The sequence below is a fragment of the Flavobacterium sp. JLP genome (genome assembly GCF_015350755.1).
Lineage (GTDB): Bacteria > Bacteroidota > Bacteroidia > Flavobacteriales > Flavobacteriaceae > Flavobacterium.
Genome location: NZ_JADKPS010000002.1, coordinates 253,777 through 279,967, shown reverse-complemented (window position 1 = coordinate 279,967; position 26,191 = coordinate 253,777). Strand labels below are relative to the sequence as shown.

At 33.3% G+C, this 26,191-nt stretch carries 27 protein-coding genes; all 27 read left to right on the top strand.

The annotated features are described in order from the left end of the window. Positions 1-8 precede the first annotated feature (8 nt). Positions 9-1,145, top strand: a complete 1,137-nt coding sequence (locus tag IRZ83_RS06680) for a beta-ketoacyl-ACP synthase III (RefSeq protein ID WP_194567668.1) — start codon at positions 9-11, stop codon at positions 1,143-1,145. Then, positions 1,145-1,579: a hypothetical protein gene (locus IRZ83_RS06675; protein ID WP_194567666.1), complete on the top strand. Its 435-nt coding sequence runs from the start codon at positions 1,145-1,147 to the stop codon at positions 1,577-1,579. The genes IRZ83_RS06680 and IRZ83_RS06675 overlap by 1 nt, the downstream gene beginning before the upstream one ends. 5 nt (positions 1,580-1,584) lie before the next feature. After that, a complete protein-coding gene (locus IRZ83_RS06670; protein ID WP_029271430.1) occupies positions 1,585-2,049 on the top strand; it encodes an ABC transporter permease in 465 nt (154 codons plus the stop codon). A 23-nt stretch (positions 2,050-2,072) separates the two neighbouring features. Then, the gene (locus IRZ83_RS06665; RefSeq protein ID WP_194567664.1) at positions 2,073-2,477 is read left to right on the top strand and encodes a hypothetical protein; all 405 of its coding nucleotides are present in this window, start codon (positions 2,073-2,075) and stop codon (positions 2,475-2,477) included. Then, positions 2,477-3,475, top strand: a complete 999-nt coding sequence (locus IRZ83_RS06660) for a BtrH N-terminal domain-containing protein (protein ID WP_029271428.1) — start codon at positions 2,477-2,479, stop codon at positions 3,473-3,475. Before IRZ83_RS06665 ends, IRZ83_RS06660 begins: the two co-directional genes overlap by 1 nt. A 61-nt stretch (positions 3,476-3,536) precedes the next feature. After that, the gene (locus IRZ83_RS06655) at positions 3,537-4,235 is read left to right on the top strand and encodes an ABC transporter ATP-binding protein (RefSeq protein ID WP_194567662.1); all 699 of its coding nucleotides are present in this window, start codon (positions 3,537-3,539) and stop codon (positions 4,233-4,235) included. Continuing rightward, positions 4,225-5,508: an ABC transporter permease gene (locus tag IRZ83_RS06650; protein ID WP_194567660.1), complete on the top strand. Its 1,284-nt coding sequence runs from the start codon at positions 4,225-4,227 to the stop codon at positions 5,506-5,508. The genes IRZ83_RS06655 and IRZ83_RS06650 overlap by 11 nt, the downstream gene beginning before the upstream one ends. Beyond that, complete coding sequence (locus tag IRZ83_RS06645; protein ID WP_029271425.1) at positions 5,483-5,932, top strand: acyl-CoA thioesterase; 450 nt, start codon at positions 5,483-5,485, stop codon at positions 5,930-5,932. The genes IRZ83_RS06650 and IRZ83_RS06645 overlap by 26 nt, the downstream gene beginning before the upstream one ends. A gap of 207 nt (positions 5,933-6,139) precedes the next feature. Further along, complete coding sequence (locus IRZ83_RS06640; RefSeq protein WP_194567658.1) at positions 6,140-7,279, top strand: beta-ketoacyl synthase N-terminal-like domain-containing protein; 1,140 nt, start codon at positions 6,140-6,142, stop codon at positions 7,277-7,279. Between the two features lie 84 nt (positions 7,280-7,363). Next, positions 7,364-8,056, top strand: coding sequence for a hypothetical protein (locus IRZ83_RS06635; protein WP_194567656.1), 693 nt, complete (start codon positions 7,364-7,366; stop codon positions 8,054-8,056). Positions 8,057-8,080: 24 nt separating this feature from the next. Next, positions 8,081-8,698 (top strand): 3-oxoacyl-ACP synthase, encoded by a 618-nt coding sequence (locus IRZ83_RS06630; protein ID WP_194567654.1) that lies wholly within the window; start codon positions 8,081-8,083, stop codon positions 8,696-8,698. A 2-nt stretch (positions 8,699-8,700) separates the two neighbouring features. Next, positions 8,701-8,958 carry a phosphopantetheine-binding protein gene (locus IRZ83_RS06625; RefSeq protein WP_017496902.1) on the top strand — a complete coding sequence of 86 codons (258 nt, stop codon included), beginning with the start codon at positions 8,701-8,703 and terminating at the stop codon, positions 8,956-8,958. Positions 8,959-9,076: 118 nt separating this feature from the next. Then, positions 9,077-10,273 carry a beta-ketoacyl-[acyl-carrier-protein] synthase family protein gene (locus IRZ83_RS06620; protein ID WP_029271421.1) on the top strand — a complete coding sequence of 399 codons (1,197 nt, stop codon included), beginning with the start codon at positions 9,077-9,079 and terminating at the stop codon, positions 10,271-10,273. 83 nt (positions 10,274-10,356) lie between these two features. Continuing rightward, positions 10,357-11,421 (top strand): beta-ketoacyl synthase N-terminal-like domain-containing protein, encoded by a 1,065-nt coding sequence (locus IRZ83_RS06615; protein ID WP_194567652.1) that lies wholly within the window; start codon positions 10,357-10,359, stop codon positions 11,419-11,421. Next, positions 11,418-12,194: a polysaccharide deacetylase family protein gene (locus tag IRZ83_RS06610; RefSeq protein ID WP_194567650.1), complete on the top strand. Its 777-nt coding sequence runs from the start codon at positions 11,418-11,420 to the stop codon at positions 12,192-12,194. Before IRZ83_RS06615 ends, IRZ83_RS06610 begins: the two co-directional genes overlap by 4 nt. Then, positions 12,184-12,819 carry an outer membrane lipoprotein carrier protein LolA gene (locus tag IRZ83_RS06605; protein WP_029271418.1) on the top strand — a complete coding sequence of 212 codons (636 nt, stop codon included), beginning with the start codon at positions 12,184-12,186 and terminating at the stop codon, positions 12,817-12,819. The genes IRZ83_RS06610 and IRZ83_RS06605 overlap by 11 nt, the downstream gene beginning before the upstream one ends. Then, complete coding sequence (locus IRZ83_RS06600; RefSeq protein WP_194567648.1) at positions 12,785-13,420, top strand: hypothetical protein; 636 nt, start codon at positions 12,785-12,787, stop codon at positions 13,418-13,420. Before IRZ83_RS06605 ends, IRZ83_RS06600 begins: the two co-directional genes overlap by 35 nt. Before the next feature lie 33 nt (positions 13,421-13,453). Beyond that, positions 13,454-14,077 (top strand): porin family protein, encoded by a 624-nt coding sequence (locus tag IRZ83_RS06595; protein WP_194567646.1) that lies wholly within the window; start codon positions 13,454-13,456, stop codon positions 14,075-14,077. A gap of 2 nt (positions 14,078-14,079) precedes the next feature. Next, the gene (locus IRZ83_RS06590; RefSeq protein ID WP_228520666.1) at positions 14,080-14,694 is read left to right on the top strand and encodes an outer membrane beta-barrel protein; all 615 of its coding nucleotides are present in this window, start codon (positions 14,080-14,082) and stop codon (positions 14,692-14,694) included. Positions 14,695-14,697: 3 nt separating this feature from the next. Further along, entirely contained in the window at positions 14,698-15,069 is a 372-nt protein-coding gene (locus IRZ83_RS06585; protein WP_029271414.1) for a 3-hydroxyacyl-ACP dehydratase, read from the top strand. A 2-nt stretch (positions 15,070-15,071) separates the two neighbouring features. Next, the gene (locus tag IRZ83_RS06580; RefSeq protein WP_194567644.1) at positions 15,072-15,557 is read left to right on the top strand and encodes a hypothetical protein; all 486 of its coding nucleotides are present in this window, start codon (positions 15,072-15,074) and stop codon (positions 15,555-15,557) included. Between the two features lie 18 nt (positions 15,558-15,575). After that, positions 15,576-16,760 (top strand): DUF2062 domain-containing protein, encoded by a 1,185-nt coding sequence (locus IRZ83_RS06575; RefSeq protein ID WP_194567641.1) that lies wholly within the window; start codon positions 15,576-15,578, stop codon positions 16,758-16,760. 88 nt (positions 16,761-16,848) lie between these two features. Beyond that, the gene (locus IRZ83_RS06570) at positions 16,849-20,529 is read left to right on the top strand and encodes a 1-acyl-sn-glycerol-3-phosphate acyltransferase (protein WP_194567639.1); all 3,681 of its coding nucleotides are present in this window, start codon (positions 16,849-16,851) and stop codon (positions 20,527-20,529) included. A 1-nt stretch (position 20,530) separates the two neighbouring features. Further along, complete coding sequence (locus IRZ83_RS06565; RefSeq protein WP_194567637.1) at positions 20,531-22,048, top strand: phytoene desaturase family protein; 1,518 nt, start codon at positions 20,531-20,533, stop codon at positions 22,046-22,048. A 9-nt stretch (positions 22,049-22,057) separates the two neighbouring features. Then, complete coding sequence (locus IRZ83_RS06560; RefSeq protein WP_194567635.1) at positions 22,058-23,725, top strand: C45 family autoproteolytic acyltransferase/hydolase; 1,668 nt, start codon at positions 22,058-22,060, stop codon at positions 23,723-23,725. Beyond that, entirely contained in the window at positions 23,722-25,008 is a 1,287-nt protein-coding gene (locus IRZ83_RS06555; RefSeq protein WP_194567633.1) for a phenylacetate--CoA ligase family protein, read from the top strand. The genes IRZ83_RS06560 and IRZ83_RS06555 overlap by 4 nt, the downstream gene beginning before the upstream one ends. A 144-nt stretch (positions 25,009-25,152) precedes the next feature. Beyond that, positions 25,153-26,145, top strand: coding sequence for a tRNA dihydrouridine synthase DusB (dusB, locus tag IRZ83_RS06550; RefSeq protein WP_194567631.1), 993 nt, complete (start codon positions 25,153-25,155; stop codon positions 26,143-26,145). Positions 26,146-26,191: the final 46 nt, after the last annotated feature.

Below are 26,191 nucleotides of genomic sequence, written 5' to 3'. Positions count from 1 at the left end.
ATTAAATTATGTTTGACGTATATATTACCAGAGCTGCAAAATATTTGCCAAATGAAGCTGTTTCAAATGACGAAATGGAAGCTTACTTAGGCCTAATAAATGATACTGCCTCAAAAGCAAGACGTATTATTTTGCGAAATAATAAAATTACAAGCCGATACTACGCCGTAGACAAAACAGGAAAAAGCACACATACCAATGCTGAATTAACCCGAAATGCAATTGTACAATTGTTTGATGAAAACTTTACAGATCAAGATGTAGAGGTTCTTTCTTGCGGTACTTCGTCGCCAGACGTTTTGGCACCGTCGCATGCTGCAATGGTTCACGGTTTATTAAAAAACAGATCCGTAGAATTAAATTCGTCTATGGGCATTTGCTGTTCTGGAATGAACGCATTGAAATATGGTTTTCTTTCGATTCGATCAGGAAATTCTAAAAACGCGATCTGCACAGGATCTGAAAAAGTTTCGACTTGGCTTTCATCTCCAAAATATAAGCATGAAATCATCAATTTAAAAAACCTTGAAGAACAGCCCATTATTGCTTTCAAAAAAGATTTTCTGCGTTGGATGTTATCGGACGGTGCTGGTGCTTTTTTATTAGAAAATAAACCAAGCAACAACGGCATTTCTTTAAAAATAGAATGGATGGAAGCATATTCATACGCGTTCGAATTAGAAACGTGTATGTACGCCGGCGGCGATAAATTAGAAAATGGCGAAATCCAGCCTTGGAGCGATTACCATCCAGAACAATGGCTTAAGGAATCTGTGTTTGCCGTAAAACAAGACGTAAAACTGCTTGATGAATTTATTTTGCCAAAAGGCGTAGAAAGTATGAGCGATGCGATGGCAAAGCATAATATTACTGCACAAGATGTTGACTATTTTTTACCACACGTTTCTTCTCACTTTTTTGTTGAAGGACTAAAAAAAGGATTGAACGAAAAAGGAATTGTACTTACCGATGAAAAATGGTTTATGAATCTTTTGAGAGTGGGTAACGTGGGTTCTGCTTCGATTTATATTGCACTTGAAGAATTAATAAACTCAGGAAAATTAAAAAAAGGAGAACGTATTTTATTGTCTGTTCCTGAAAGCGGCAGGTTTTCATTTGCTTATGCTTATTTAACAGTTTGCTAATGGAAACTGAAATTCTCTTAGAAAAAGAAGCTGTCGAAAATCTTCTGCCTCAAAAGTTTCCTTTTGTAATGGTAGATCGCCTATTTTCTTATTCTGAAACTTCATTGGTTGCAGGTTTGAAAATTAAGAACGACAATATTTTTCTAGAGGAAAACACTTTTTTAGAAGCAGGCTTAATCGAACATATGGCGCAGTCTGTTGCGTTGCATACAGGATATCAGTTTTTTTTGAAAAACGAAGTTGCTCCTACCGGATATATTGGTTCGATCAAAGAAATTGAAATTAAAAAACTGCCAAAAACCAACGATACAATTCAATCAACTATTACGATTTTACAAGAATTTGCCGGAATTACTTTGGTTAATATTGCAACTTTTTTAAATAATGAAGAAATTGCAAACGGACAGATGAAAACCGTTTTAGCAAAACAATAAAACGTATGAAAGCTGGAGTTGACATACAAAATTATTTACCTCATCGCGCGCCGATGCTTATGGTCGATTTAATTTTAGATATTGATGCCAACTTTGTAGAAACTATATTTTTAATTAAAGAAGACAATATTTTTGTTGATAATGACATTTTTATTGAAGCCGGCTTAATCGAAAATACAGCGCAGACCTGTTCATCAATTGTCGGGAAAAAATATTTTTTTGAAGATGACGGAACCGAAAATGAAAACGTAAATGTTATTGGTTTTATCAGCGCATTAAAAAATGTAAAAATATATTCATTGCCTAAAGTTGGTGATTCTATCACAACAAAAGCAACTTTGGTATCGAAATTTGTTGGCGACGATTATACTTTATGCACAATGAACTGCGAAAGTTTACTCGAAGACGAAAAACTTTTAGAATGCGAAATTAATTTGTTCATTCAAAAGACGATTTCGACAACAACATAATTCTAATCGAAAACTAAACCGTCATGGAAAAAGAAAATGTACCACAGCACGATGGAAATTTGAGCAAAAAAAATCTCAAAGAATTAGTTTATGCTACGGATGAAAACGGTAATTATACAACGGCTCTAAGCACGGGCTGGGAACCAAAAGCCATTGCGCTTTCTAACGCGATCGACGATATAAAAGAACGAACCGAAGAAGCAAAACTGAAAGTTCAAAACGGAGAATTGAGTCCGATTTGTTATTATATGGAACTCAATAAAATGGATCTTACGATTCTTGCAGGATATGTAGGAATGTGGAAATGGCGCGTAAAAAGACATTTTAAGCCAGCCGTTTTTTCCAAACTAAGCGATACGATTTTACAAAAATATGCCGATGCTTTTGAGATTTCAATAGCCGAATTAAAAAACTTTAAAACAGATTAATGCAAGTTACTTTTACACATCATCAATCTGCTCATTGTGAAAATGGAGTAGCGTCAAACCTCTTAAAAAACAACGGACTGAATATCAGCGAACCGATGATTTTTGGAATTGGTTCTGGACTTTTATTTGTGTATTTGCCTTTTATAAAAGTCAATCACGCGCCGGCAATCAGTTATAGAACTTTGCCTGGACAGATTTTTAATAAGGTTGCAAATCGTTTAAATTTAAAAATTAAAAGACAAAAATTTTCTTCGGTAAGCAATGCTAATAAAGCTTTAGAAGAAAATTTAAAAAACAATATTCCAACCGGATTACAAGTTGGTGTTTATCATTTGAGTTATTTTCCTGATGAATACCGCTTTCATTTCAACGCGCACAATTTAGTGGTTTACGGCAAAACCGAAACCGATTATTTAATAAGCGATCCGGTAATGGAAACCGTTACGACTTTAACACACGATGAATTAGACAAAGTACGTTTTGCAAAAGGTGCATTTGCACCAAAAGGACAAATGTATTATCCAATTCAGATTCCGAAAGAAGTTGACTTTAAAAGTGCGATCATCAAAGGAATCAAAAATACCTGCCGTGATATGCTGGCGCCAATGCCAATTGTAGGCGTGCGCGGGATTAGATTAGTTTCAAGACGAATTAGAAAATGGCCTGTAAAACATGGTGTCAGAAAAGCCAATCATTATTTGGCACAAATGGTGCGCATGCAGGAAGAAATAGGAACTGGAGGTGGCGGTTTTCGTTTTATTTATGCCGCATTTTTGCAGGAAGCCTCGGTTGTTTTAGGTAATGACGAATTGAAAGTGCTTTCTAAAGAAATGACTCAAATTGGAGATTCTTGGCGCGATTTTGCCGTAGAAGCTTCGAGAATTTATAAAAATAGAAGTGCCAAAGAAGACGCTTACAACGCCATTGCCGATGATCTTTTAGACATCGCCAATCGAGAAGAAATCTTTTTCAAAAAACTAAAAAAAGCAATCAGCTAGACATATTTTGCAATCCATTATAAAAATAGAATCGCTTTCGAAAAAGTACAAAAGTGCAGAAATGTATTCTTTGAACGATGTTTCGCTGGAAATAAAAGAAGGCCAGATTTTCGGATTATTAGGTCCGAATGGTGCCGGAAAAACAACTTTGATTTCAATGCTCTGCGGTTTAATAAAACCAACTTCAGGACATTTTACAATTGATGATTTGAATTACACTGATCATTCTTCAAAAATCAAAAAAATAATTGGTGTTGTTCCTCAAGAATATGCATTGTATCCAACACTGACAGCTCGTGAAAACTTGCATTATTTTGGAAGCATGTATGGTTTGAAAGGTTCAAATTTAAAAGATAAAGTAATCGAAACTTTAGATCTTCTAGGTTTATTAAAATTTGCCGACAAACGTATCGAAACTTTTTCAGGCGGGATGAAACGACGCGTCAATTTGATTGCTGGAATTCTGCACAATCCTAAAGTTTTGTTTTTAGATGAACCAACCGTTGGTGTTGATGTTCATTCTAAAAATGCCATTTTAGATTATCTTAAAGTATTGAATCAAAACGGAACTACGATTATTTATACCTCACATCATTTGGCTGAAGCCGAAGATTTCTGCACGAATATTGCCATTTTAGATCAAGGCAAAATTTATGCGCAAGGAACGCCATCAAGTTTGATTGAATCAACTCAGGAAGCGAGAAATCTCGAAGAAGTTTTTATTTCATTAACTGGTAACGACTTGAGAGATGATATATAAAATTTGGATGTCGATAGTAAAAGAATTGTTGTTGCTGAAACGAGATTTAGGCGGCTTGATTATTTTATTTATAATGCCGTTGGTTTTGGTAATTACGGTAACTTTAATTCAGGATAGTACTTTTAAAACCGTAAGCGATACTAAAATTCCAATTTTATTAGTCGATAACGACAATGGTTCTGTTTCGAAAACAGTTTTTGAAAACCTGGAAAAAAGTCAATTATTTAGCGTTGTCACTCAAATCGACAACAAACCAATCACAGAAGACGTTGCCAGAGAAAATGTCTACAAAGGAAAATTTCAATTGGCAATAGTAATCCCGAAAAACCTAAGCGTTGATTTACAGGCAAAAGTAGATCAGAATGTAGAAAACATTGTCAGTAAAATGGGTTTCACAGACAGCGTTGCCAAACCAGAAAAACCAAAAGTAATTGAGCAAAAAGAAGTAAAACTTTATTTTGACCCGGCGGTTCAATTGAGTTTCAAAAATTCTGTAATGAGTTCTATTGATAAAATGATCTCTCAAATCGAAACAAAATCCATTTACACCACTTTTCAAAATCAATTGGGCGAAGAAAATACCAAATTTGACCAGAAGAGTTTTATTACTTTCAAAGAAATAATTCCAAAAATAAACAACAAAGAAGTGTTGCCAAATTCGGTACAGCACAACGTTCCGGCTTGGACACTTTTTGCGATCTTTTTTATCGTGATTCCGTTGTCTATCAATATTGTTAAAGAAAAATCTCAGGGAACATTTGTTCGATTGCTGACCAATCCGGTCTCTAATTTAATCGTCATCATCGGAAAAACAATCACATATTCTCTCATTTGTATGATTCAGTTTTACATGATGGTTGCTGTTGCGATTTTCTTATTTCCGCATATTGGTTTGCCTTCATTAAATATCGGAGGACATTTATTTTTAATGAGTGTCGTCGCTTTATTTTCAGGTTTTGCTGCCATCGGATTCGGAATTTTATTAGGAACTGTTGCGAACACACAAGAACAATCTGCTCCCTTTGGCGCGACAAGCGTTATTATTTTAGCTGCAATTGGCGGTGTTTGGGTTCCTGTGTTTGTAATGCCAAAAATTATGCAAATTGTGGCCAAATCATCGCCAATGAATTGGGCATTAGAAGCATTTTATGATGTTTTACTGCGTAACGTTTCTTTCGTCGAAATCATTCCAAAAATAAGTTTGTTATTTTTGTTCTTTATAATCACAACTTCCATCGCCTTATTTTATGACAAAAAGAAAAGAACAGTATAACGAGGTCGCTTCCCTAAGCGTTACGCACGAAATCAGAATTCGTTTTAACGAAACTGATCCGCTCGGAATCGTTTGGCACGGCAATTATATTACCTATTTTGAAGATGGACGCGAAGCCTTTGGACGTGAACACGGACTTACGTATTTAGATATTGCAGCAACTGGCTACACAACACCAATCGTAAAATCGAAATGCGAACATAAATTGTCTTTGCGCTACGGCGATGTTGTAACAATTGAAACAACAGTTGTCGATACGCCTGCAGCCAAAATGATTTACCGTTTTAAAATTATTGATGCCAAAGGTGAGATTGCTTGTACCGGCGAAACTGTTCAGGTTTTTTTAGATAAAGAAGGAAATTTAATGCTGACAAATCCTCCTTTTTATGAAGAATGGAAACGAAAAGTGGGGTTGTTGAAGTAGAACACGAATTTCACGAATTAGCACTAATTTATTTTCGTTGTCTTTTTCGTTTTTCGTTTTCCTGCAAGGTTTTAAAAACTTGTAGGTATAAAATTAAAATCTGCTTAATCTGCAAAATCTGCGTGAAACCTTTTTTTTAAGATGAGGCTTTAAAATAAAATACCTACAAGGTTTTGAAAACCTTGCAGGAGAAATCGAGATCATAAAATGTTAAGAGAAATATACATCACAGAAACAAATTGTATCACGCCTTTAGGTTTTGATGTTCAATCGAACATTGAGGCGATTTTGCGCAGCGATTCTGGAATTCAATTGCATCAGGATATTTCTTTAATGCCAAATCCGTTTTATGCTTCTATTATTTCAGATGAAAAAATAAACAGTGCTTTTGCAAAAATAAGCACTGAAACCAAATATTCTCGTTTAGAGAAAATGATGATTTTGGCTTTAGAGCCGATGATTAAAAATTCAGGAATTGAATTAAATTCGAAAACCGCTTTTATACTTTCAACCACAAAAGGAAATGTTACGGCTTTAAAAGATAACTCTGAAGAAAGTTTTAACACCGCACATTTAGATGTTTTAGCGAAAAACATTGCTGCTTTTTTTGGTTTTACGACACAGCCAATTGTAATTTCAAATGCCTGTGTTTCTGGAATTTTAGCCATTTCCGTAGCGAAAAGAATGATTCAGTCTGAGCTTTATGATAATGTTTTTATTGTGGCGGGCGACGAAGTTTCAGAATTTGTTTTGTCTGGATTTAATGCTTTTCAGGCGATGAGCGATTTGCCTTGTAAGCCTTATTCTAAAAACAGAACCGGAGTAAGTTTAGGCGAAGCAACCGCAGCGATTTTAATTTCGGCGGAAGCCAAAAACGCCAAAATAAAAATTATTGGCGACAGTTCTATAAACGATGCGAATCATATTTCTGGTCCGTCAAGAACGGGCGAAGGTTTGTTCAGAAGTATCCAGAATGCTTTGACAGAAGCTCAAATCGAAGCCAATAAATTAGATTATATTTCAGCACACGGAACCGCAACGCCATTCAACGATGAAATGGAAGCCATTGCATTCAGCCGTTTGGGTTTACAAAATATTCCAGTAAATAGTTTGAAAGGATTTTACGGACATACATTAGGCGCTTCAGGATTGTTGGAAACGGTAATCGCAATAGAATCTGCGAATCAAAATATGCTTTTTGAATCAAAAGGTTTTGATGAAATTGGCGTAAGTGAATCTATAAATGTGATTGAGAAAAATGAAGAGGCAATGATTAATTATTTTTTGAAGACAGCTTCTGGGTTTGGCGGTTGTAATACGGCTGTTGTTTTTGAGAAAATAAGATAATTTGAACTGTTCGGAATTTCCGAACAATTCAAAAAACAACTTGTAAGGAAAATTTACAAGTTCAATTTTTACACTAAAAAAAAAATGAGCTTTTCTAATATAGAAGAAATAAATGATTTAATAGATGGACACTTTAGCGAATTTACTACCGCTAAAGCTGTTTTAGATTTAATGACTAAATGTCAAAATGTTATCTTTGAAAAGAAAAAACTAAAACCATTTGAAGACAAAATTTCTCAACTAAAACTTCTTTGCTTTCTTTCTGCGTCATTTAATGATCTTTTGTGTACTCTTAAAGGCTTTTATAATTCAAGCACAGAATGGGAAAAAATTCATTTTTCAAAAACTGGTTATCTTCTTATTTATGAAATTATTAAAAATTATGAAACCAATAAAAAACCATTATTCGATAGTATAAAAACCGACATGCCTTCGTTACTTCCTATATTTAATAAAAGTGCTGAACTCCTTAAAAATTTCAAAAAAGAATTTAATTACGAAAGCAAAATAAAGAACATAAGGCATAAATCTTCTGGCCATATTGATAAAGATTTTTTAGAATACTACAATGCTATTTCTTTAATAAGTTCCGAAGAATGTAAATTAGCTATTGATAAATGCTTAAATTTTCTTAAATTATTAATGATTATTTTACATGATTTAGCTCTGGTAACAACCGAAGAAGAAGTTACCAATCCTAATAATCCTAATTTAGAATATTGGGAAATGGTAAGAGAAGAAATGATAAAAGATCCTCTTCTTAGTAATTATACATAAATGCATTCCGTATTGAACTAAAAAATGACTCAAAACAAAACCTACATACAATCCTACATCACCATCAAAAACAACGAAATTGTTTTGAACGGAACTTCTGTATTCAAAATTGAACCAACAGATTTTGCGGATTTTGCTAAACAAGCTTATCGTAATTTTGAAATGCAATATCCGAAGTTTTTCAAAATGGATGCTTTGAGCAAACTGGCTTTTTTAGGATCAGAATTGCTTTTGAGTCCAATAACTTCAAATGAGGAAGAAAATAATATTGCTTTGGTTTTGGCCAATAAATCTTCAAGTTTAGATACCGATGTAAAATATCAGGAATCGATTTCAGACAAAGAAAATTATTTTCCGAGTCCGGCGGTTTTTGTGTATACGCTTCCAAATATATGTTTGGGCGAAATAAGTATCCGCCATCAGCTGAAAAGTGAAAATTCTTTCTTTATATTTGATGCTTTCAATTCTGAATTTTTGTCGAACTATTCAGAGATTCTGTTAAACACAAATAAAGCCGATATGGTTCTTTGCGGTTGGGTCGAGTTTTTTAACGACAATTATAAAGCTTTTCTCTGTCTTATCAGCAAAGAAAAAAATGAAAAATATACAAACGAAAATATCAATACATTATATAATAAATAATCATGGAAGCATTAAAAGAAGAATTAAAAAATAAAATCATTACTACTTTAAATTTAGAAGATATCGCAATCGAAGATATTGCAGATAACGATCCTTTGTTTGGAGACGGTTTAGGTTTAGACTCGATTGATGCACTTGAATTGATCGTGATTTTAGATAAAGATTACGGAATTAAACTTGTCGACCCAAAAGAAGGAAAAACAATTTTCCAATCGATCGAAACTATGGCGGCTTATATTAGCGCTAACAGAACAAAGTAAGACTTACTTAGACTTGCTTAGATTTTTAGACTTCTTAGACAAAAAATAAAAAGCCCAATAATCTAAGAAGTCTGGAATCTAAGCAAGTCTAAAAATCTAACAATCTAAGCAAGTCTAAATGAAAGGTGTCGCAATAACCGGAATGGGAATTATTTCTTCGATTGGAAATTCAGTCGAAGAAAATTATATTTCATTAATTGAAAATAAAATTGGTATTTCTCGTATCACAAATATTTCAACCGTTCATGCTGATATTATTAAAGTTGGTGAAATCAAAAAAACCAACGATGAACTGATCGCGCAATTAAAACTGGGAAAAGAAAACAACTTTTCGAGGTCTGCACTGCTTGGTGCAATTGCTGCGAAAGAAGCTGTTGCTAATGCTGGAATCACTTCTATTAATGAATATAAAACAGGATTAATTTCGGCAACAAGCGTTGGCGGCATGGATATGACGGAAAAATATTATTACGAATATTTCGAAAATCCAGCAGTACAAAAATACATTGTAAGTCATAATTGTGGTGATGTTGCTGAAAAAATTGCAGACGAACTTGGGCTAAAAGGTATGGTTACGACTATAAGTACAGCTTGCTCATCTGCCGCTAATTCGATTATGCTGGGTGCAAGATTAATTAAAACCGGAAAATTAGACCGCGTTATTGTGGGCGGAACTGATGCTTTGGCAAAATTCACCATTAACGGATTTAAGACTTTGATGATTTTGTCAGATGATTATAACAAACCTTTTGATAATGAAAGAAAAGGATTAAATCTTGGCGAAGCAGCAGCCTATCTGGTTTTGGAATCTGACGAAATTGTAAAAAAAGAAAACAAAAAAGTACTGGCTCGAGTTTCTGGCTACGGAAATGCAAATGATGCTTTTCATCAAACTGCTTCTTCTGAAAATGGTGACGGCGCTTATTCGGCCATGAAAAAAGCTTTTGAAATTGCTGCATTAGATCCGAGTGAAATTGATTATATAAATGTTCACGGAACAGCAACTCCTAATAATGATTTATCAGAAGGAAGAGCTATTTTGAGAATTTATAATGAAAACCCAATACCCGATTTTAGTTCAACTAAACCATTTACAGGACATACTTTAGCTGCTGCTGCTGCGATTGAAGCAGTTTACAGCGTACTTGCCATTCAGCACAATGTAGTTTTTCCAAGTTTAAATTTTGAAACTCCAATGCAGGAATTCGACTTAAAACCGCAAACAACATTAAAGCATAAAAATATTGAACATGTCTTATCAAATTCGTTTGGGTTTGGCGGAAATTGTTCGACACTTATATTTTCTAAAAGTTAGTGAAATCGTCATGATTTTAAATAACAATAAAAACTAAAAATGACGATACCATATTCCTTTAAAAAAACAAATATAATTTTCGTATGATAAAAAAAACATATATAAATGGTGTAGGTTGTCTTTCAGCTCAAAAAACATTTGATACTGTTTTTTTAGAAGAAGCCGTGTATAATAAAAATGAAAATATATTCTTTTTAAACAAACCCGTTTATAAAGATTTTATTTCTCCTGTTGCCAGCAGAAGAATGGCAAATGGCATTAAAAACGGAATCGTAGCTTCGGCTTATGCCATGAAAGAAGCAAATGTCGAAAATATAGATGCCATCATTACCGGAACCGGAATGGGCTGCATCGAAGATTCAGAGAAATTTTTGAAGACAATTATTGATAATAATGAAGAATTTTTGACACCAACTTCATTTATTCAATCGACACATAATACTGTTGGAGCACAAATTGCCCTTACATTGCAATGCAAAGGATATAATTTTACATATGTAAATGGAGCAATCTCTTTTGAATCAGCTCTTTTAGATGCCAAAATGCAAATTGAAGCAGATGAAGCAAAATCGATATTAGTCGGCGGCGTTGATGAGAATGGAGATTATACAACGTCTCTTTTTAAACTAGCGGGTTATATTAAAGACGAAAAAAGTGCACCTTATGATTTATTGAACGAGACTACAAAAGGGGCTGTTTATGGAGAAGGAGCCAGTTTTTTTGTTTTAGAAAATGAAAAAAAAGATACCACTTATGCTGAATTTGTTGATGTTGCATTTAAAAACATATTGCAGGAAAATGAAGTAGAAACTGAAATAACTGCATTTCTTAAAGCTAATAATCTGGAAATCTCAGACATCGACGCTGTAATTTTAGGTTTAAATGGCGATGCTGAATTCGATTCTTATTATAAAAATTTAACTCAAAATGCTTTCGCAGAGACACCACAAGTTTTTTATAAACATTTGTCTGGAGAGTTTAATACCTCGACAGCTTTTGCTTTTTGGGTTGGTTCAAAAATCATAAAAACACAAACAATTCCAGAGATTATAAAAGTGAATTCGCTAGAGAAACCCGCTTATAATACCATTTTATTATACAATCATTTATGTGGAAAAAATCATAGTTTTACTTTACTGTCAAAATGATAACGCATAAAAAAGTCACCATTTTTTTTATCTCCTTATTACTTTTTTTATTTTTATTAAAAGCTGATAAAGGAATTAACGAATTATGGTTTTTAGTGGCTATTCTAGCTTGGCTTGCCATTAATATTTATGGTACAGCAAGAATTTCATCTAATTATATTGTAAAAGCTTTCTGTAACAATCCATTGGAAAAAGAAAAAAAAATCGCTTTAACTTTTGATGACGGACCAAGCATCTATACTTTGGAAGTTTTAGAGCTTTTAAAAAAATACAATGTCAAAGCCACATTTTTCTGCATTGGAAAAAAGATTGAAAAACATCCTGAAATTCTTCAAAAAGTAATTGACGACGGTCATTTGGTTGGAAATCATTCGTATTCACATTCTAAGTTTTTTGACTTTTATACCGAAGCAACTATAAGAGAAGAACTTCAAAAAACAGATGCGCTTCTGGAAAAATTCACTTCAAAAAAAATAAACTTTTTTCGGCCGCCCTACGGAGTTACAACTCCATCAATTGGAAGAGCTTTAAAAATTACCGGACATAACGTTATCGGATGGAATATTCGTTCGCTTGACGGCGGTACAAAAAATCAAGAATTAATATTCAATCGAATTATAAAACGCGTTTGTCCCGGCGGAATCGTACTTTTGCACGACACGGCTTCACACTCTGTTTTGGTATTGGAACAGTTTTTGCAATTTTTACAGCAAAACAATTATAAAGTGACTTCTGTGGAAGAACTTTTGAATCTTAAAGCTTATGAAAACTAAAATATATATTCTGCTTTTTTTCTTAAACATCTTTGGCGTTCATTTGTCTGCTCAGGAACAAAAAATGACCGATGCCGAAATTGCATCTTTTAAACAAGATGTAAATGTTGTGGCAAAAAAAATAAAAACCTTAAGCACAGATTTTGTGCAGTACAAACATTTGGACTTTTTATCGAAAGACATTGAAACTTCTGGAAAAATGGTTTTTAAAGAACCTGCATTGCTGCAATGGCAATACAAAAAACCATACAACTACAGTATTACTTTTAAAAACGGAAAAATACTGATTAACGACGAAGGAAAGAAAAGTGCAGTTGATATTGGCAACAGTAAAATTTTTGGGCGAATCAATAAATTAATTGTTGGAAGCGTGAGCGGTAATATGTTCGACGAAAAAGAATTTACAATTTCATATTTTAAACTGAAAGGTCAGAATCTTGCGAAATTTGTTCCGAAAGATGCTGCGTTGAAAAAATACATTAAACAAATAGAATTGACTTTCGACAAGGAAGAAGCAACTGTGGTTCAAGTAAAATTACTAGAATCTTCTGAAGATTATACCCGAATTGTTCTTAAAAACAAAGTGATCAATGCAAAAATCGACGATTCAGTTTTTACTAATTAATTGCCTTTTGGCTTTGGTTTTAGTTTCTTGTGGCTCTGTCACAAAAAATTATGCGCCCAAAAAATTAGACAAAACATCATACCAAGTTCCTTATTTTTCTGATTCAAAAAGCGATTATGTTTACAAAACTAATATCACAGTTTATGGTCACGAATTGTCTGGAATTTTCATTGCAAAAAAAATAAACGATACAACACATCGAGTAGTTTTTACAACTGAATTTGGCAACAAATTATTGGATTTTGAAATTTCAGAAAAGACTTTTAAAGTCAATTCGATTGTATCAGAATTAGATCGAAAATTACTAATCAATACTTTGACAGATGATTTTCGACTTCTTCTAAAAAAAGAATATTTGATTCAGGAACAATTTGAAAACGAGTCAGATAATATTTATAAAGCAGCAGATGGTGATCGCGACAATTATCTTTTTATATCCAAAAAAGATCAAAAACTGGAGAAAGTCGTTAATGCATCTAAGACAAAAGAAAAAATAACAATTACTTTTACTTTAGAAAACGATATTTTTGCTAAAAAAGTTGTCATTTTACATCATAATATAAAGTTGAAAATCGAGCTAAACTATTTTAAACCAGAGTAAAAATCAATTAACCTTAACTAAATCAAACCCAATATGAGAAAATTAACCTTAATTGCATTTGTCTTATTTATCGGTCTTTCATCCGCGGAAGCGCAGGTAAGAGTTAGTCCGGGAATTCGCGGTGGTTTAAATCTTTCGAGATTAACCAATATCGACGGCAACGACATGAAATCTGATTTTTATGTTGGAGGTTTAGTTGAAATAAAATTCAATAAGTTTTTCACCTTACAGCCAGAACTAACTTATTCAAGACAAGGAAGCAAAGGCTATTACTATGATGGTTCTCCGGAACAAAATTCAATATTAGATCAGAAAACATACGATCTTAACTACTTGACATTTGGAGCAGTAGCTAAATTTAATTTTAACGGAGGCGGTTTTCATCTTTTGGCCGGACCATCATTTGATTTAAAAACAGATGACAATTTTGGACGATATGGTTTTAATCCGATAGATGCTGATATTGCTTTTGTAGGCGGCATTGGATATACACTGCCAAACGGATTAACTTTTGAAGCGAGATTCAAACAAGGATTAATTGATATTTACGGTTACGACGGTCTTGATTATGATAACGGAAACAATTATTATTATGATGATATAATTTTAAATCAAGTTTTCCAGATTGGTATCAGTTATACTTTTAAAGTCAAATAATATTGGACTTTAAAAGTATAGCAGCTGCAATACTCTTTTTCGTTGTATTGCTTCAAGCGAAAGCTCAGGTAGTTTTTAGGCCGGGTTTCAGAGGCGGTTTTAGTTTTTCAAATATTTCAGAAATGAATTCTGATTATAAAACTGACTTTTACCTTGGCGGATTTGGAGAGATAAATATTAGAAAACATTATGCATTACAGCCCGAAATAACTTATATCAGGCAAGGAGCAAATAATCTTGCCCGAATTTATTATGCTGATGATGTGAAAAAAGTTGAATATCGTGATCTTCAATTAGGTTATGTATCGTTTGCTATGATGAACAAATTTACATTTGGACCGGGTATTCAATTACAATTTGGACCGTCATTAGATATTTTGGTGAACAACAATTTGGTTCGAAGAAAAACATACAATGATGCCGCAATTTTGGTCGGATTTGCCTATTGTTTTCCTTCTGGCCTAAGCATTGAAGGACGGATTAAAAAAGGGTTATATGATGTTTTAGAAAGCAGCTATTATAATAATGACGACAGTAACAATAGGATTTTTGGCGACTATAATAGAAATGTAAATTTTCAATTCGGTATTGCTTACGCTTTTAGTGAAAAAAAATAAAAAATGGTTTTAAAAGATTTTTATAAAGTTCTTTCAGAAGAAAAAACAGAAGATTCTAAATATAATATTACGATTTTGGTCAATGAAAAACACGAAGTTTTCAAAGGTCATTTTCCAGGAAATCCGATTATGCCAGGAGTTTGCATGATTCAGATTATTAAAGAATTGACGGAAAAAATTACCAATAGTACTTTAATGATTCAGACGCTTGCGAATGTTAAATTCATGGCGCTTATTAATCCGGAAGTTACTCCTGAATTGCGTTTGGAGCTTGATATTGCAAAAACCGAAGATGATTTGGTTAAAGTAAAAAATACAACTTATTTTAACGATACGGTTGCTCTGAAATTGAGCACTGTGTATAAAAAAATGTGATTATGAAACTGTTGTTAACCTTACTTTTATGGGTAAATTTAGCTGGTACGCCAGATTTGGCGACTATCAGAAAATTATATACGGGTGTTACAAAATCTGAAAGTAATGCGAAAGAGTTTTCAGAAAAATTGTCTGACATTTCTAACAGCGATGATAAAACTTTAGTGGCTTACAAAGCGGCTTCGATTTTATTAGATTCGAAGTTTGAGAAAAAGATGAAAAGTAAAATGGATCGTTTTAAAGAAGGTGCAAAATTACTGGAATCGACTATAAAAAGCGAACCTAATAATATCGAAATCCGTTTGATTCGTTTGAGCATTCAAGAGAATGTTCCGCCAATTACGGGTTATAAAAAGAACATAAAGGAAGACAAAAAATACCTTACAGATCATTATAGTGCGCAAAATGCCACATTAAAAGAATACCTAAAAGACTTTATTTTACAATCTAAAAGTTTCTCTGAAAAAGAAAAACAATTCGTGAAGTAAGCGAAAGCAAAACACTAAATGAAACCTACCTTATCACAGCACGACTTACTTAATTCCACTTCTTTTTGTGTTATTGTCCCGACGTACAATAATCATAAAACGCTGCAAAAAGTGCTGGATTCTATTTTAGGTTTCACTTCAAATATTATTATTGTTAATGACGGGTCAACAGATACGACTTTCGAAATTTTACAAAACTATTCTCAGTTAACACAAATTCATCATCCTAATAATTTAGGAAAAGGAAGAGCGCTTAGAAATGGTTTTAGAAAAGCGATCGAAATGAAATTTGAATACGCCATCACGATAGATTCTGACGGACAGCATTTTGCATCAGATATTCCGAGTTTTATTGCTGCAATTCAGAAAGAACCCAATTCTTTATTAATTGGAAGCCGAAATATGACACAAGAAAATGTGCCAAAGAAAAGCAGTTTCGGAAATAAATTCTCTAATTTTTGGTTCAAATTTGAAACCGGAATTAAATTAGAAGACACACAATCTGGTTTCAGATTATATCCGCTGCAGCTTATTCCAAAGCAATTTTACACCAATAAATTTGAGTTTGAAATTGAGGTAATTGTGCGTTCGGCATGGAAAGGTATTGTAGTTAAAAATATTCCGATTCAGGTTTTGTACGATCCCGCAGAACGCGTTTCACACTTTCGTCCGTTTCGAGATTTTACCCGAATCAGTATTTTAAATACCGTTTTGGTAACTAACGCTTTGTTGTATATCAAGCCTCGAGATTTTTTTAGAAGAGCAAAAAAAAAAGGATTTAAAAAATTCTTTCTTGAAGATATTTTAGAAAGCAACGATTCTAATTTCAAAAAAGCCGCTGCAATTGCTTTGGGTATTTTTATCGGGATCTCACCTTTCTGGGGATTTCAAACTGTGTTGCTTTTTACTTTTGCCGCCTTATTCAGGCTTAATAAAGTCATTGCCTATTTATCTTCAAATGTTAGTTTTCCGCCTTTTATTCCGTTTGTTATCTACGGTTCGTTAAAAATGGGCAGCTATTTTGTATCCAATGATGCCCCTTTGGTTTTAGACAGTTCGATCACACTTAATGATATTCAGCAAAATGCAACACAATATATCGTGGGAAGTCTTATTTTAGCAGCTGTTTCAGCACTTTTAGTTGGTTTTATAAGTTATCTGCTTTTAACTGCTTTTAGTTCTAAAAACAAAAAAAATATTTAAATTCCGTTTTGCCTCAGATTAAAGGATTAAAATGATTTTTTCGTTACTAATTCCTTTAATCTGTGGCAAAAAACAATAATAAATAATTATGCATCAGTACTTCTACGCCATTCATTTATTTGTAAACCGACGAAAATCTTTATCGGTTTTATTGGCTATTCTGTTGCTTTTTATATTTGGCTTTTTTGCTTCTCAAATTAAATTTGAAGAAGACATAACCAAACTTATTCCCACTAACGACAAAGCCGATGTTACAGCAAAAGTTTTAAAACAACTTAACTTTGCCGATAAAATAACCGTTATTTTCAAACTAGAAAAAAATGGCTCTGACGAAGATTTAAAAGAAATGGCAACCGCTTTTTCTGACAGTGTTGCGAAATCCTGCAAACCTTATATTACCGGAATTCAAGGAAAAATTGATGAAGAAAACATTCAGGAAACTATTGATTTTGTCTACAACAATCTGCCTCTTTTTTTAGAAAATAAAGACTACGCCGCGATTCAAAATAAATTGCAAAAAGACAGTATTGCAGCTACGGTTCAAGGAAATTACAAATCGATTATTTCGCCTTCAGGATTTATTACAAAAGATTTTATTCTTGAGGATCCGCTTGGAATTTCTTTTATCGCTTTAAAAAAATTACAACAGCTTAATATTGGAGACGATTTTACGCTCGACAATGGTTTTGTAATGACGAAGGACAAAAAGAAATTATTGCTTTTTATAACATCAAATCTTCCGTCGAGCGAAACCGAAAAAAACAGCATTTTTGCTGCAAAGCTCCAATCGATTCAAGATCATTTAAATCAGAAATTCAAAGGCAAAACTTCGATCAGTTATTTTGGTTCGGCTTTAATTGCGGTGGCAAATGCCAATCAAATCAAAAGCGATATTATTTTGACGACAACAATCGCGATGATCATGCTGATGCTGATTTTGATTTTGTTTTATAGAAAAATCTTGATTCCGATAATCATTTTTATTCCAACGATTTTCGGCGCGCTCTTTGCCGTTGCATTTTTATATTTTGTAAAAGAACAAATCTCTGCCATTTCACTCGGAATTGGTTCTATTTTATTGGGAATCACGATCGATTATTCCATACACATTCTCACGCATTACAAACACAACAGCGATGTAAAAACATTATACAAAGATATTACGATGCCCGTAATTATGAGCAGTTCTACAACAGCTGTTGCATTTTTATGTCTGCTTTTTGTAAAATCTGATGCGTTGAATGATTTAGGAATTTTTGCTGCCGTGATCGTAATGGCTTCTGCTTTTTTCTCACTTTTGATTGTTCCTCATTTATACAAACCAAAAGAAAACAATTTTGACCATAAGAAAAATGTGATTGATAAATTGGCGCATTTCTCTTTTCATAACAATAAAATTTTAATTGGTTTTTGCGTTTTAATTACAATTGTATGCTGTTTTACATATAACAATGTCGGTTTCAATAACGATTTGTCGCAATTGAATTTTGTTCCGAAGGAAATAAAAGCCGCCGAAAAACAATTGGAAGAAAGTACAAGCTTAACTTCAAAAACCATTTATGTGGCTTCGTACGGAAAAAGTATGGATGAAGTTTTGCAAAACAATTCTAACCTTTTTGCTGATTTAGCAGCTGAAAAACAGCAAAATAAAATATTAAATTTTAGTTCGGTTGGAGGAATTATGCTTTCGCAGAAAACACAACAAGAAAAAATTGATAAATGGAATTCGTTTTGGAATGCCAATAAAAAACAAGTTTTAAAATCACAATTAATTGCTGAAGGTTCAAAACTTGGGTTTAAGCCAACAACATATGATGCTTTTTTTGATCATTTAGATTCTAATTTCAAACCTATTTCTGCAGCAAATTATTTAAAAATTCAAGCATTGCAGCTAAAAGAATTTGTAACCGAAAAAGATGGTTTTTATACGATTTCGACTTTAGTAAAAGTGACGCCAAAACAACGAGATGCTTTTGTAAAATCGGCTTCAGCCAAAAATAATTTGATTGCGATCGACCGTCAGCAAATGAATGAAACGTTTTTCAGCACTTTAAAAACTGATTTTAATTCGCTTGTTAATTATTCTTTTGTTGCCGTAATTCTGATTTTGTTTTTCTTTTTCAGAAGAATCGAATTGGTTATTGTTAGCTGTATTCCGATTGCTTTAACCGGAATTGTAACTGCAGGAATAATGGGCATTTTTGGCATTCAAATGAACATTTTCAGTATGATTGTATGTACTTTGATTTTTGGCCACGGTGTCGATTTTAGTATTTTCATGACAAGTGCACTTCAAAAAGAATATACAACCGGAAAAAACGAAATTGCGATTTATAGAACTTCAATTATTCTGGCTGTTATTACAACTATTTTAGGAATTGGTGCCATGATTTTTGCACAGCATCCGGCTTTGCGATCTATTTCTTCTGTTTCATTGATTGGAGTTTTTGCTGCGCTGATTATTACGTTTATTTTTTATCCAATTCTATTTAAAATATTTATATCAAATCGCTCGAAAAAAGGAAATCCGCCTTTTATGCTGCGAACTTTTATTCACGGTATTGTTTCATTTACTTATTACGGACTTGGTGGTATTTTGATGTCTCTTTTCAGCATAACGATTATGCCTATTCTTCCTGTAAATGAAAAAACAAAAATGAAAGGCTTTCGATACTTCATTTCAAAATTCATGAAATCAGTTTTGTATTCTAATCCATTTCTTCATAAAAAAGTCATTAATCAGTATAATGAAACCTTCGATAAACCGGCAATTATCATTGCAAACCATTCTTCTTTTATCGATATTTTAGCAATGGGAATGCTTAGTCCAAAAATTATATTTCTGGTAAACGATTGGGTTTACAACTCTCCTATTTTTGGCGGTACAGTTAGAAAAGCAGGTTTCTATCCTGTTTCTGAAGGAATTGAAGGCGGTGTTGAACATTTACGCCAAAAAGTAAATGAAGGATATTCGTTAATGGTTTTTCCAGAAGGAACACGTTCAGAAAGTAATCAGATTAAGCGTTTTCACAAAGGAGCATTTTATCTTGCAGAAGAATTTAATTTAGACATTCTCCCTGTAATTATTCATGGCGCGTCAGAGACAATTCCGAAAGGTGATTTTGTTATTCATGACAGCCATCTTACGGTCTCTATTTTAGAAAGAATCACGCCTGACAATCTTTCTTTCGGGAAAAATTATGCCGAAAGAACAAAACAAATGAGTGTCTTTTTTAAAGAAGAGTATCATAAAATTCGTCAGCGTTTAGAAGGTCCCGAGTATTTCAAAAAAATGGTTATTCATAGTTTTGATTATAAAGAAATCGAAATCGTAAACAGCGTCAAAAGCGATTTAAAAAATAACCTTGAAACTTACTATCATCTCAACAAGCATCTTTCGGCGAAAGCCAAAATATTGCATTTATCAAACGATTACGGTCAGTTAGATGTATTATTAACGTTGCAGGAACCACAGCGAAAAGTAACTTCATACAATTTTGACGAAGAAAAACTGTCGGTTTCAAAAACCAATTATTTCGTTAAAAAAAGAAAAATATCTTATTTAGATGATCTGGAATTTGCGTTGCAAAATCAATACGATGTTGTTTTAATTTCTGATGAAAATTACAAAGATGCTCTTGAAAAAATAATTTCGACCACTTCATCTATAATCTTAATCAATAGTTCGGACTTAAAAAATACTTTGCTTAATTTTGGTTTTGAATCTGTTTTAGAAGAAGATTCTATAATCGTATTAGAGAAAAATTAAGATGAAGGAGCAATACGATATTGTAATTGTTGGCAGCGGATTGGGCGGATTGGTCTCGTCAATAATTTTGGCTAAAGAAGGCTATAGCGTTTGTGTGCTCGAAAAAAACAATCAATATGGTGGCAATCTTCAGACTTTTGTACGCGATAAAACTATTTTTGATACCGGAATTCATTATATCGGAGGTTTAGAAGAAGGGCAAAATTTGTACAAATATTTTACTTATTTGGGCATTATGGATCATCTTAATCTGAAAAAATTAGATGAAAATGGTTTTGACATTATTTCGTTTGAAGACGACGAAAATGAATATCCACATGCACAGGGTTACGAAAATTTTGCCAATCAATTAGTCGATTTTTTTCCTGATGAAAAAGCAAATATTGAAGAATATTGCAAAAGAATAAAAGCAATTTGCGAATCATTTCCGCTCTACAATTTAGAATGGGAAGGCAAATATGATAATGAAATTCTGGAGTTAAATGCAAAAGAAATCATTGACGAATGCACGCAAAACGAAAAATTAAAAGCAGTTTTAGCTGGTTCTAATTTTCTGTATGCCGGAATTCCAGATAAATCGCCTTTTTACGTTCATGCGCTTTCTGTCAACTCTTACATTCAAAGTTCATGGCGATGTATTAATGGCGGAAGCCAGATTACGAAGCAGCTTTTAAAACAACTGAAAAAGTACGGAGGCGAATTTTATAAATATAAAGAAGTTACCCGTTTTAAAGTTACAGACAACAAAGTTGATTGTGTAGAATTAAAAGACGGAACAAAAGTTTTTGGCTCTATGTTTATTTCGAATATTGAACCCAAAACAACCCTAAAAATGGCTGGCGAAGAAAACTTCAGAAAAGCATTTTTAAATCGTATTCAAAGTCTTGAAGGCGTCATATCGGCATTTAGTTTATACATTGTTTTTAAACCGGAAACCTTTAAATATATCAACCATAATCATTATCATTTTAAAAAAAGCAGTGAAGTCTGGAGTGCTCATGATTACGACGAAAATTCTTGGCCAAAGGCTTTTATGGCTTCTATGAATGCCTCAAAAAAACAGGAAGAATGGGCAGAAGGAATGACTTTTATAACCTATATGAAATATAAAGATGTTGCGCCATGGGCAGATACGTTTAATACCACTGTTCAAGAAAATGATCGGGGAGAAAGTTACGAAGCATTTAAATCAAGAAAAGCTGCAAAATTTTTAAAAGAAATTGAAATAAAATTTCCAGGAATTACAGACTGTATTCAATCGATACACACTTCTACTCCACTTTCTTATCGGGATTATATTGGAGGTGATGGCGGGAATATGTATGGTTATGTGAAGGACTCTAATAATCCTATGAAAACTCTTATTCCTTCAAAAACCAAATTAGACAATTTATATCTAACTGGCCAAAGTATCAATATGCATGGCGTTTTAGGAGTAACGATTGGTGCGGTGGTAACCTGCTCAGAAATTCTAGGAAAAGAATATTTAGTAACAAAAATCAATAAAGCATTTGAATAAAAGTGGGATATGAAAAACCGGATTAATTTATTTTTTTTCGTTGTTTTTTTGTTGATGTTGGCTTCGTGCGGAACATCAAAATCTATGCGTCATCAGCCTCAAATTTCAAACCTTAATACTTCAAAACCTACTGTAATAAAAAAATCTGACACCGTTTTTGTTTCTGGAAAAAATTCGCTTTTAAAAAACAAACAAGGTCTCTGGGAATTGTATGTAGAAGGCGATCCGTTGGAGATTGGTTTAAATACAGGGGCTTTGTCTGACTCTCTTTTAAAGAATCAGGAACACATATTCTTCTCTAAAATAAAAGATATAATTCCGTCCAGATTCGAACAAAAAATATTGCGCCAATTTCTAAAATGGTACAACCGAAAATTATACCTGAATGTTCCTGAAGAATACCAGACAGAAATTTACGGCATTTCGCAATACACGTCACACGATTTTGAGAACATTGCTCCACAATATCAGCGCAGTTTATATTTGCACGCGGCCCACGACATTGGGCACGCGCTGCAAGATTTGGCTTTGGTTGGCTGTTCTTCGTTTGCGGCTTGGGGCGAAAAATCAGAAGATGGCAATTTAATTCTCGGACGAAATTTTGATTTTTATATAAATGACGCTTTCGCGGAAAACAAAATCATCGCGTTTATAAGTCCAGAACAAGGCCACAAATTTATGATGGTAACTTGGCCCGGAATGGTTGGAGCAGTTTCTGGAATGAATCAGGAAGGCTTGACAGTTACAATTAATGCAGGAAAATCAGAAATTCCGCTAAGTGCAAAAACACCCATTTCGATCTTGACCCGCGAAATTTTACAGCACGCACAAAATATTGAAGAAGCTATTATGATCGCCAAAAAGCGATCTGTCTTTGTTTCTGAATCTATTATGGTTGGAAGTGCTCAAGATAATAAAGCCGTTTTGATTGAAGTTTCTCCTAAGAAAATGGATGTTTTTGATGTTCCAAACACCAATCAATTAATTTGTTCAAATCATTTTCAGAGCAAAGCTTTCGAAAATGACAAGCGAAATGAAATGCAAATAGCAGACAGTCATTCTAAATATCGCTTGGACAGAATGCAGGAACTTTTGTCTGAAAATTCAAAAATCAATCCAAAAATTGCATCAGAAATTTTACGAAATAAAGAAGGCTTAAAAGATATTCCACTAGGTTTAGGAAATGAAAAAGCTTTGAATCAGCTTTTGGCGCATCATGGCATTATTTTTAAACCTAAAGAAAAACTGGTTTGGGTTTCTGCAAATCCGTTTCAAATGGGCGAATTTGTGTGTTACAATCTCGATTCTATTTTTAAAGAAAGAAAATCAAATGCTGCTGTTTCATTCGAACAAGAAAATTTAAACATAGCCGAAGATCCGTTTGTAAAATCGACTGCTTATCAAAACTATAAAAAGTTTAAAATACAAAATCATCAGTTTGATTTATATCGAGAAAACAAAGAAACTGTTTCTTTAGAATTCATAGAACATTATCAATCTTTAAACCCGGATTATTGGGTTGTATATTACAAAGCAGGGTTGTACTTTTATCAAAAAAAAGAATTTAAGCTGGCTCAAGCTAATTTCCAAAAAGCGTTGACAAAAGAAATTACTACCGCTCCTGAAAAAGCAACAATTGAAAAATATTTAAAAAAACTCAAAAGAAAATTAAAATGATTCCAGCAATAGAAAAAAATTCTTTAGAAGAAATTAAAATTTTTCAGGAACAAAAACTAACCGAACTTTTAACTTACATAAGCAAAAATTCACCTTTTTATAAACGCCTTTTCGCAGGACAAAATATTGATATTTCTAAAATTAAAACCCTTGAAGATTTACAATATTTGCCTGTAACTAATAAAGAAGATTTACAGCAATACAACGATGATTTTTTGTGCGTACCACAGCATAAAATTATAGATTATGCTTCGAGTTCAGGAACTTTAGGCGATCCGGTAACTTTTGGCTTAACCGATTCAGATTTAGATCGATTGGCTTATAATGAAGCGATTTCGTTTGCCTGCGCCGGAATTGCAGAAGGCGATGTTGTGCAGTTGATGACTACAATAGACCGAAAATTCATGGCTGGTTTGGCTTATTTTCTTGGACTTCGAAAATTAAAAGTTGGTGTTATTAGAGTTGGCGCTGGAATTCCAGAATTACAATGGGATTCGATTTTAAAATATAAACCTTCGTATTTAATTACGGTTCCTTCTTTTTTATTGAAGTTAATCGAATATGCTGAAATTCACGGAATAGAGTATAATAATTCGAGTATAGAAGGAGCGATCTGCATTGGAGAATCATTGCGAAATGACGATTTTTCGATGAATACATTATCCCAAAAAATTACAGATAAATGGGATATTAAGTTGTTTTCGACTTATGCTTCGACAGAAATGAGTACCGCTTTTACAGAATGTGAACACGGAGTTGGAGGTCATCATCATCCAGAATTAATTATTGTAGAAGTTTTAGATGAAGATAATATGCCCGTAAAAAATGGAGAAGTTGGCGAATTAACTTTTACCACTTTGGGTATCGAAGCTATGCCTTTATTGCGTTTTAAAACTGGAGATATTGTACAGCTTCATAATGAACCTTGCGCCTGTGGCAGAAATACGTTGCGTGTGGGTCCAGTAATTGGCCGTAAAAAACAAATGATAAAATACAAAGGAACAACACTTTATCCGCCTGCGATGAATGATGTTTTGAGCGGTTTTGACAATATCGAAAATCATATTATTGAGATTTCGACGAACGATTTAGGCACAGATGAAATCGTAATAAAAATTGCGGTAAAAAACCAGACTCCAGAATTTTTACAAGAAATAAAAGATCACTTTAGAGCCAAATTGAGAGTTACACCAAAGATTGAATTTGCTTCAAAAGAAATATTAAATCCATTGGTTTTTAATCCGATGAGCAGAAAACCAATTCGGTTTTTTGATTATAGATAATTTTTTAGGGACAAAGGTTCAAAGGGACAAAGGTTTCTTAAAAAACTAATAAAAAAACCTTTCAACCTTTGTTACTCTGAACCTTTGAACCTCAATTTGGTACAAATTAAACTAAATGTTGTAATTTTGCACAAAATATTGAAGATGGTCAAGATTGGCAACATAGAATTACCTGAATTTCCTTTATTATTAGCACCGATGGAAGACGTTAGCGATCCGCCGTTTCGCAGATTATGCAAAACGCACGGCGCTGACATGATGTATTCTGAATTTATTTCATCAGAAGGATTGATTCGCGATGCTATCAAAAGCCGAATGAAGTTAGATATTTTTGATTACGAACGTCCGGTTGGAATTCAGATTTTTGGAGGCGATGAGGAAGCAATGGAAATGTCTTCTAAAATTGTTTCTACAGTAAAACCAGATTTAGTTGATATTAATTTTGGATGTCCAGTAAAAAAAGTAGTTTGCAAAGGTGCTGGAGCGGGAGTTTTAAAAGATGTTGATTTGATGGTACGTTTGACACAAGCGGTTATTAAAGGAACTGATTTGCCTGTTACCGTAAAAACGCGTTTAGGCTGGGATGAAAACTCTATTAACATTGATGAAGTGGCTGAAAGACTTCAGGATATTGGTGTTCAAGCTTTAACGATTCACGCCAGAACCCGAGCTCAAATGTATAAAGGTCATTCTGACTGGTCGCATATTGCGCGTGTAAAAAACAACCAAAGAATTACAATGCCAATTTTTGGAAACGGCGATATCGACAGCCCAGAAAAAGCATTACAATATAAAAACGAATACGGCATTGACGGTATCATGATCGGCCGTGCTGCGATTGGTTATCCATGGATTTTTAATGAAATCAAGCATTATTTTAAAACTGGCGAGCACTTGCCTGCTCCAACGGTTATTGATCGTGTAGAAGCTGCCAGAAATCATTTAATGTGGTCGATGGAATGGAAAGGCGAACGTTTGGGAATTGTAGAAATGCGCCGTCATTATACAAACTATTTCAAAGGCATTCACTCTTTTAAAGAATACAAACAAAAATTAGTGACAACGGATGAGCCTGAAGTTTTGTTCGCCATTATGAAAGAAATCGAACAAGTTTATGCAGGTTACGAATTTGTATAAATATTCTTAATTCAATAAAAAAAATGCCTTCAAAATTTGAAGGCAT

What these genes read in the sequence shown, in the direction of transcription:
- IRZ83_RS06570 (WP_194567639.1), top strand. Translation starts at nt 16,849, where the DNA reads ATGCATCAGTACTTCTACGCCATTCATTTATTTGTAAACCGACGAAAA.
- IRZ83_RS06635 (WP_194567656.1), top strand. Translation starts at nt 7,364, where the DNA reads ATGAGCTTTTCTAATATAGAAGAAATAAATGATTTAATAGATGGACAC.
- IRZ83_RS06660 (WP_029271428.1), top strand. Translation starts at nt 2,477, where the DNA reads ATGCAAGTTACTTTTACACATCATCAATCTGCTCATTGTGAAAATGGA.
- IRZ83_RS06610 (WP_194567650.1), top strand. Translation starts at nt 11,418, where the DNA reads ATGATAACGCATAAAAAAGTCACCATTTTTTTTATCTCCTTATTACTT.
- IRZ83_RS06670 (WP_029271430.1), top strand. Translation starts at nt 1,585, where the DNA reads ATGAAAGCTGGAGTTGACATACAAAATTATTTACCTCATCGCGCGCCG.
- IRZ83_RS06605 (WP_029271418.1), top strand. Translation starts at nt 12,184, where the DNA reads ATGAAAACTAAAATATATATTCTGCTTTTTTTCTTAAACATCTTTGGC.
- IRZ83_RS06675 (WP_194567666.1), top strand. Translation starts at nt 1,145, where the DNA reads ATGGAAACTGAAATTCTCTTAGAAAAAGAAGCTGTCGAAAATCTTCTG.
- IRZ83_RS06565 (WP_194567637.1), top strand. Translation starts at nt 20,531, where the DNA reads ATGAAGGAGCAATACGATATTGTAATTGTTGGCAGCGGATTGGGCGGA.
- IRZ83_RS06555 (WP_194567633.1), top strand. Translation starts at nt 23,722, where the DNA reads ATGATTCCAGCAATAGAAAAAAATTCTTTAGAAGAAATTAAAATTTTT.
- IRZ83_RS06580 (WP_194567644.1), top strand. Translation starts at nt 15,072, where the DNA reads ATGAAACTGTTGTTAACCTTACTTTTATGGGTAAATTTAGCTGGTACG.
- IRZ83_RS06600 (WP_194567648.1), top strand. Translation starts at nt 12,785, where the DNA reads ATGCAAAAATCGACGATTCAGTTTTTACTAATTAATTGCCTTTTGGCT.
- IRZ83_RS06595 (WP_194567646.1), top strand. Translation starts at nt 13,454, where the DNA reads ATGAGAAAATTAACCTTAATTGCATTTGTCTTATTTATCGGTCTTTCA.
- IRZ83_RS06620 (WP_029271421.1), top strand. Translation starts at nt 9,077, where the DNA reads ATGAAAGGTGTCGCAATAACCGGAATGGGAATTATTTCTTCGATTGGA.
- IRZ83_RS06640 (WP_194567658.1), top strand. Translation starts at nt 6,140, where the DNA reads ATGTTAAGAGAAATATACATCACAGAAACAAATTGTATCACGCCTTTA.
- IRZ83_RS06630 (WP_194567654.1), top strand. Translation starts at nt 8,081, where the DNA reads ATGACTCAAAACAAAACCTACATACAATCCTACATCACCATCAAAAAC.
- IRZ83_RS06650 (WP_194567660.1), top strand. Translation starts at nt 4,225, where the DNA reads ATGATATATAAAATTTGGATGTCGATAGTAAAAGAATTGTTGTTGCTG.
- IRZ83_RS06560 (WP_194567635.1), top strand. Translation starts at nt 22,058, where the DNA reads ATGAAAAACCGGATTAATTTATTTTTTTTCGTTGTTTTTTTGTTGATG.
- IRZ83_RS06645 (WP_029271425.1), top strand. Translation starts at nt 5,483, where the DNA reads ATGACAAAAAGAAAAGAACAGTATAACGAGGTCGCTTCCCTAAGCGTT.
- IRZ83_RS06665 (WP_194567664.1), top strand. Translation starts at nt 2,073, where the DNA reads ATGGAAAAAGAAAATGTACCACAGCACGATGGAAATTTGAGCAAAAAA.
- IRZ83_RS06680 (WP_194567668.1), top strand. Translation starts at nt 9, where the DNA reads ATGTTTGACGTATATATTACCAGAGCTGCAAAATATTTGCCAAATGAA.
- IRZ83_RS06575 (WP_194567641.1), top strand. Translation starts at nt 15,576, where the DNA reads ATGAAACCTACCTTATCACAGCACGACTTACTTAATTCCACTTCTTTT.
- IRZ83_RS06625 (WP_017496902.1), top strand. Translation starts at nt 8,701, where the DNA reads ATGGAAGCATTAAAAGAAGAATTAAAAAATAAAATCATTACTACTTTA.
- IRZ83_RS06615 (WP_194567652.1), top strand. Translation starts at nt 10,357, where the DNA reads ATGATAAAAAAAACATATATAAATGGTGTAGGTTGTCTTTCAGCTCAA.
- IRZ83_RS06655 (WP_194567662.1), top strand. Translation starts at nt 3,537, where the DNA reads ATGTATTCTTTGAACGATGTTTCGCTGGAAATAAAAGAAGGCCAGATT.
- dusB (WP_194567631.1), top strand. Translation starts at nt 25,153, where the DNA reads ATGGTCAAGATTGGCAACATAGAATTACCTGAATTTCCTTTATTATTA.
- IRZ83_RS06585 (WP_029271414.1), top strand. Translation starts at nt 14,698, where the DNA reads ATGGTTTTAAAAGATTTTTATAAAGTTCTTTCAGAAGAAAAAACAGAA.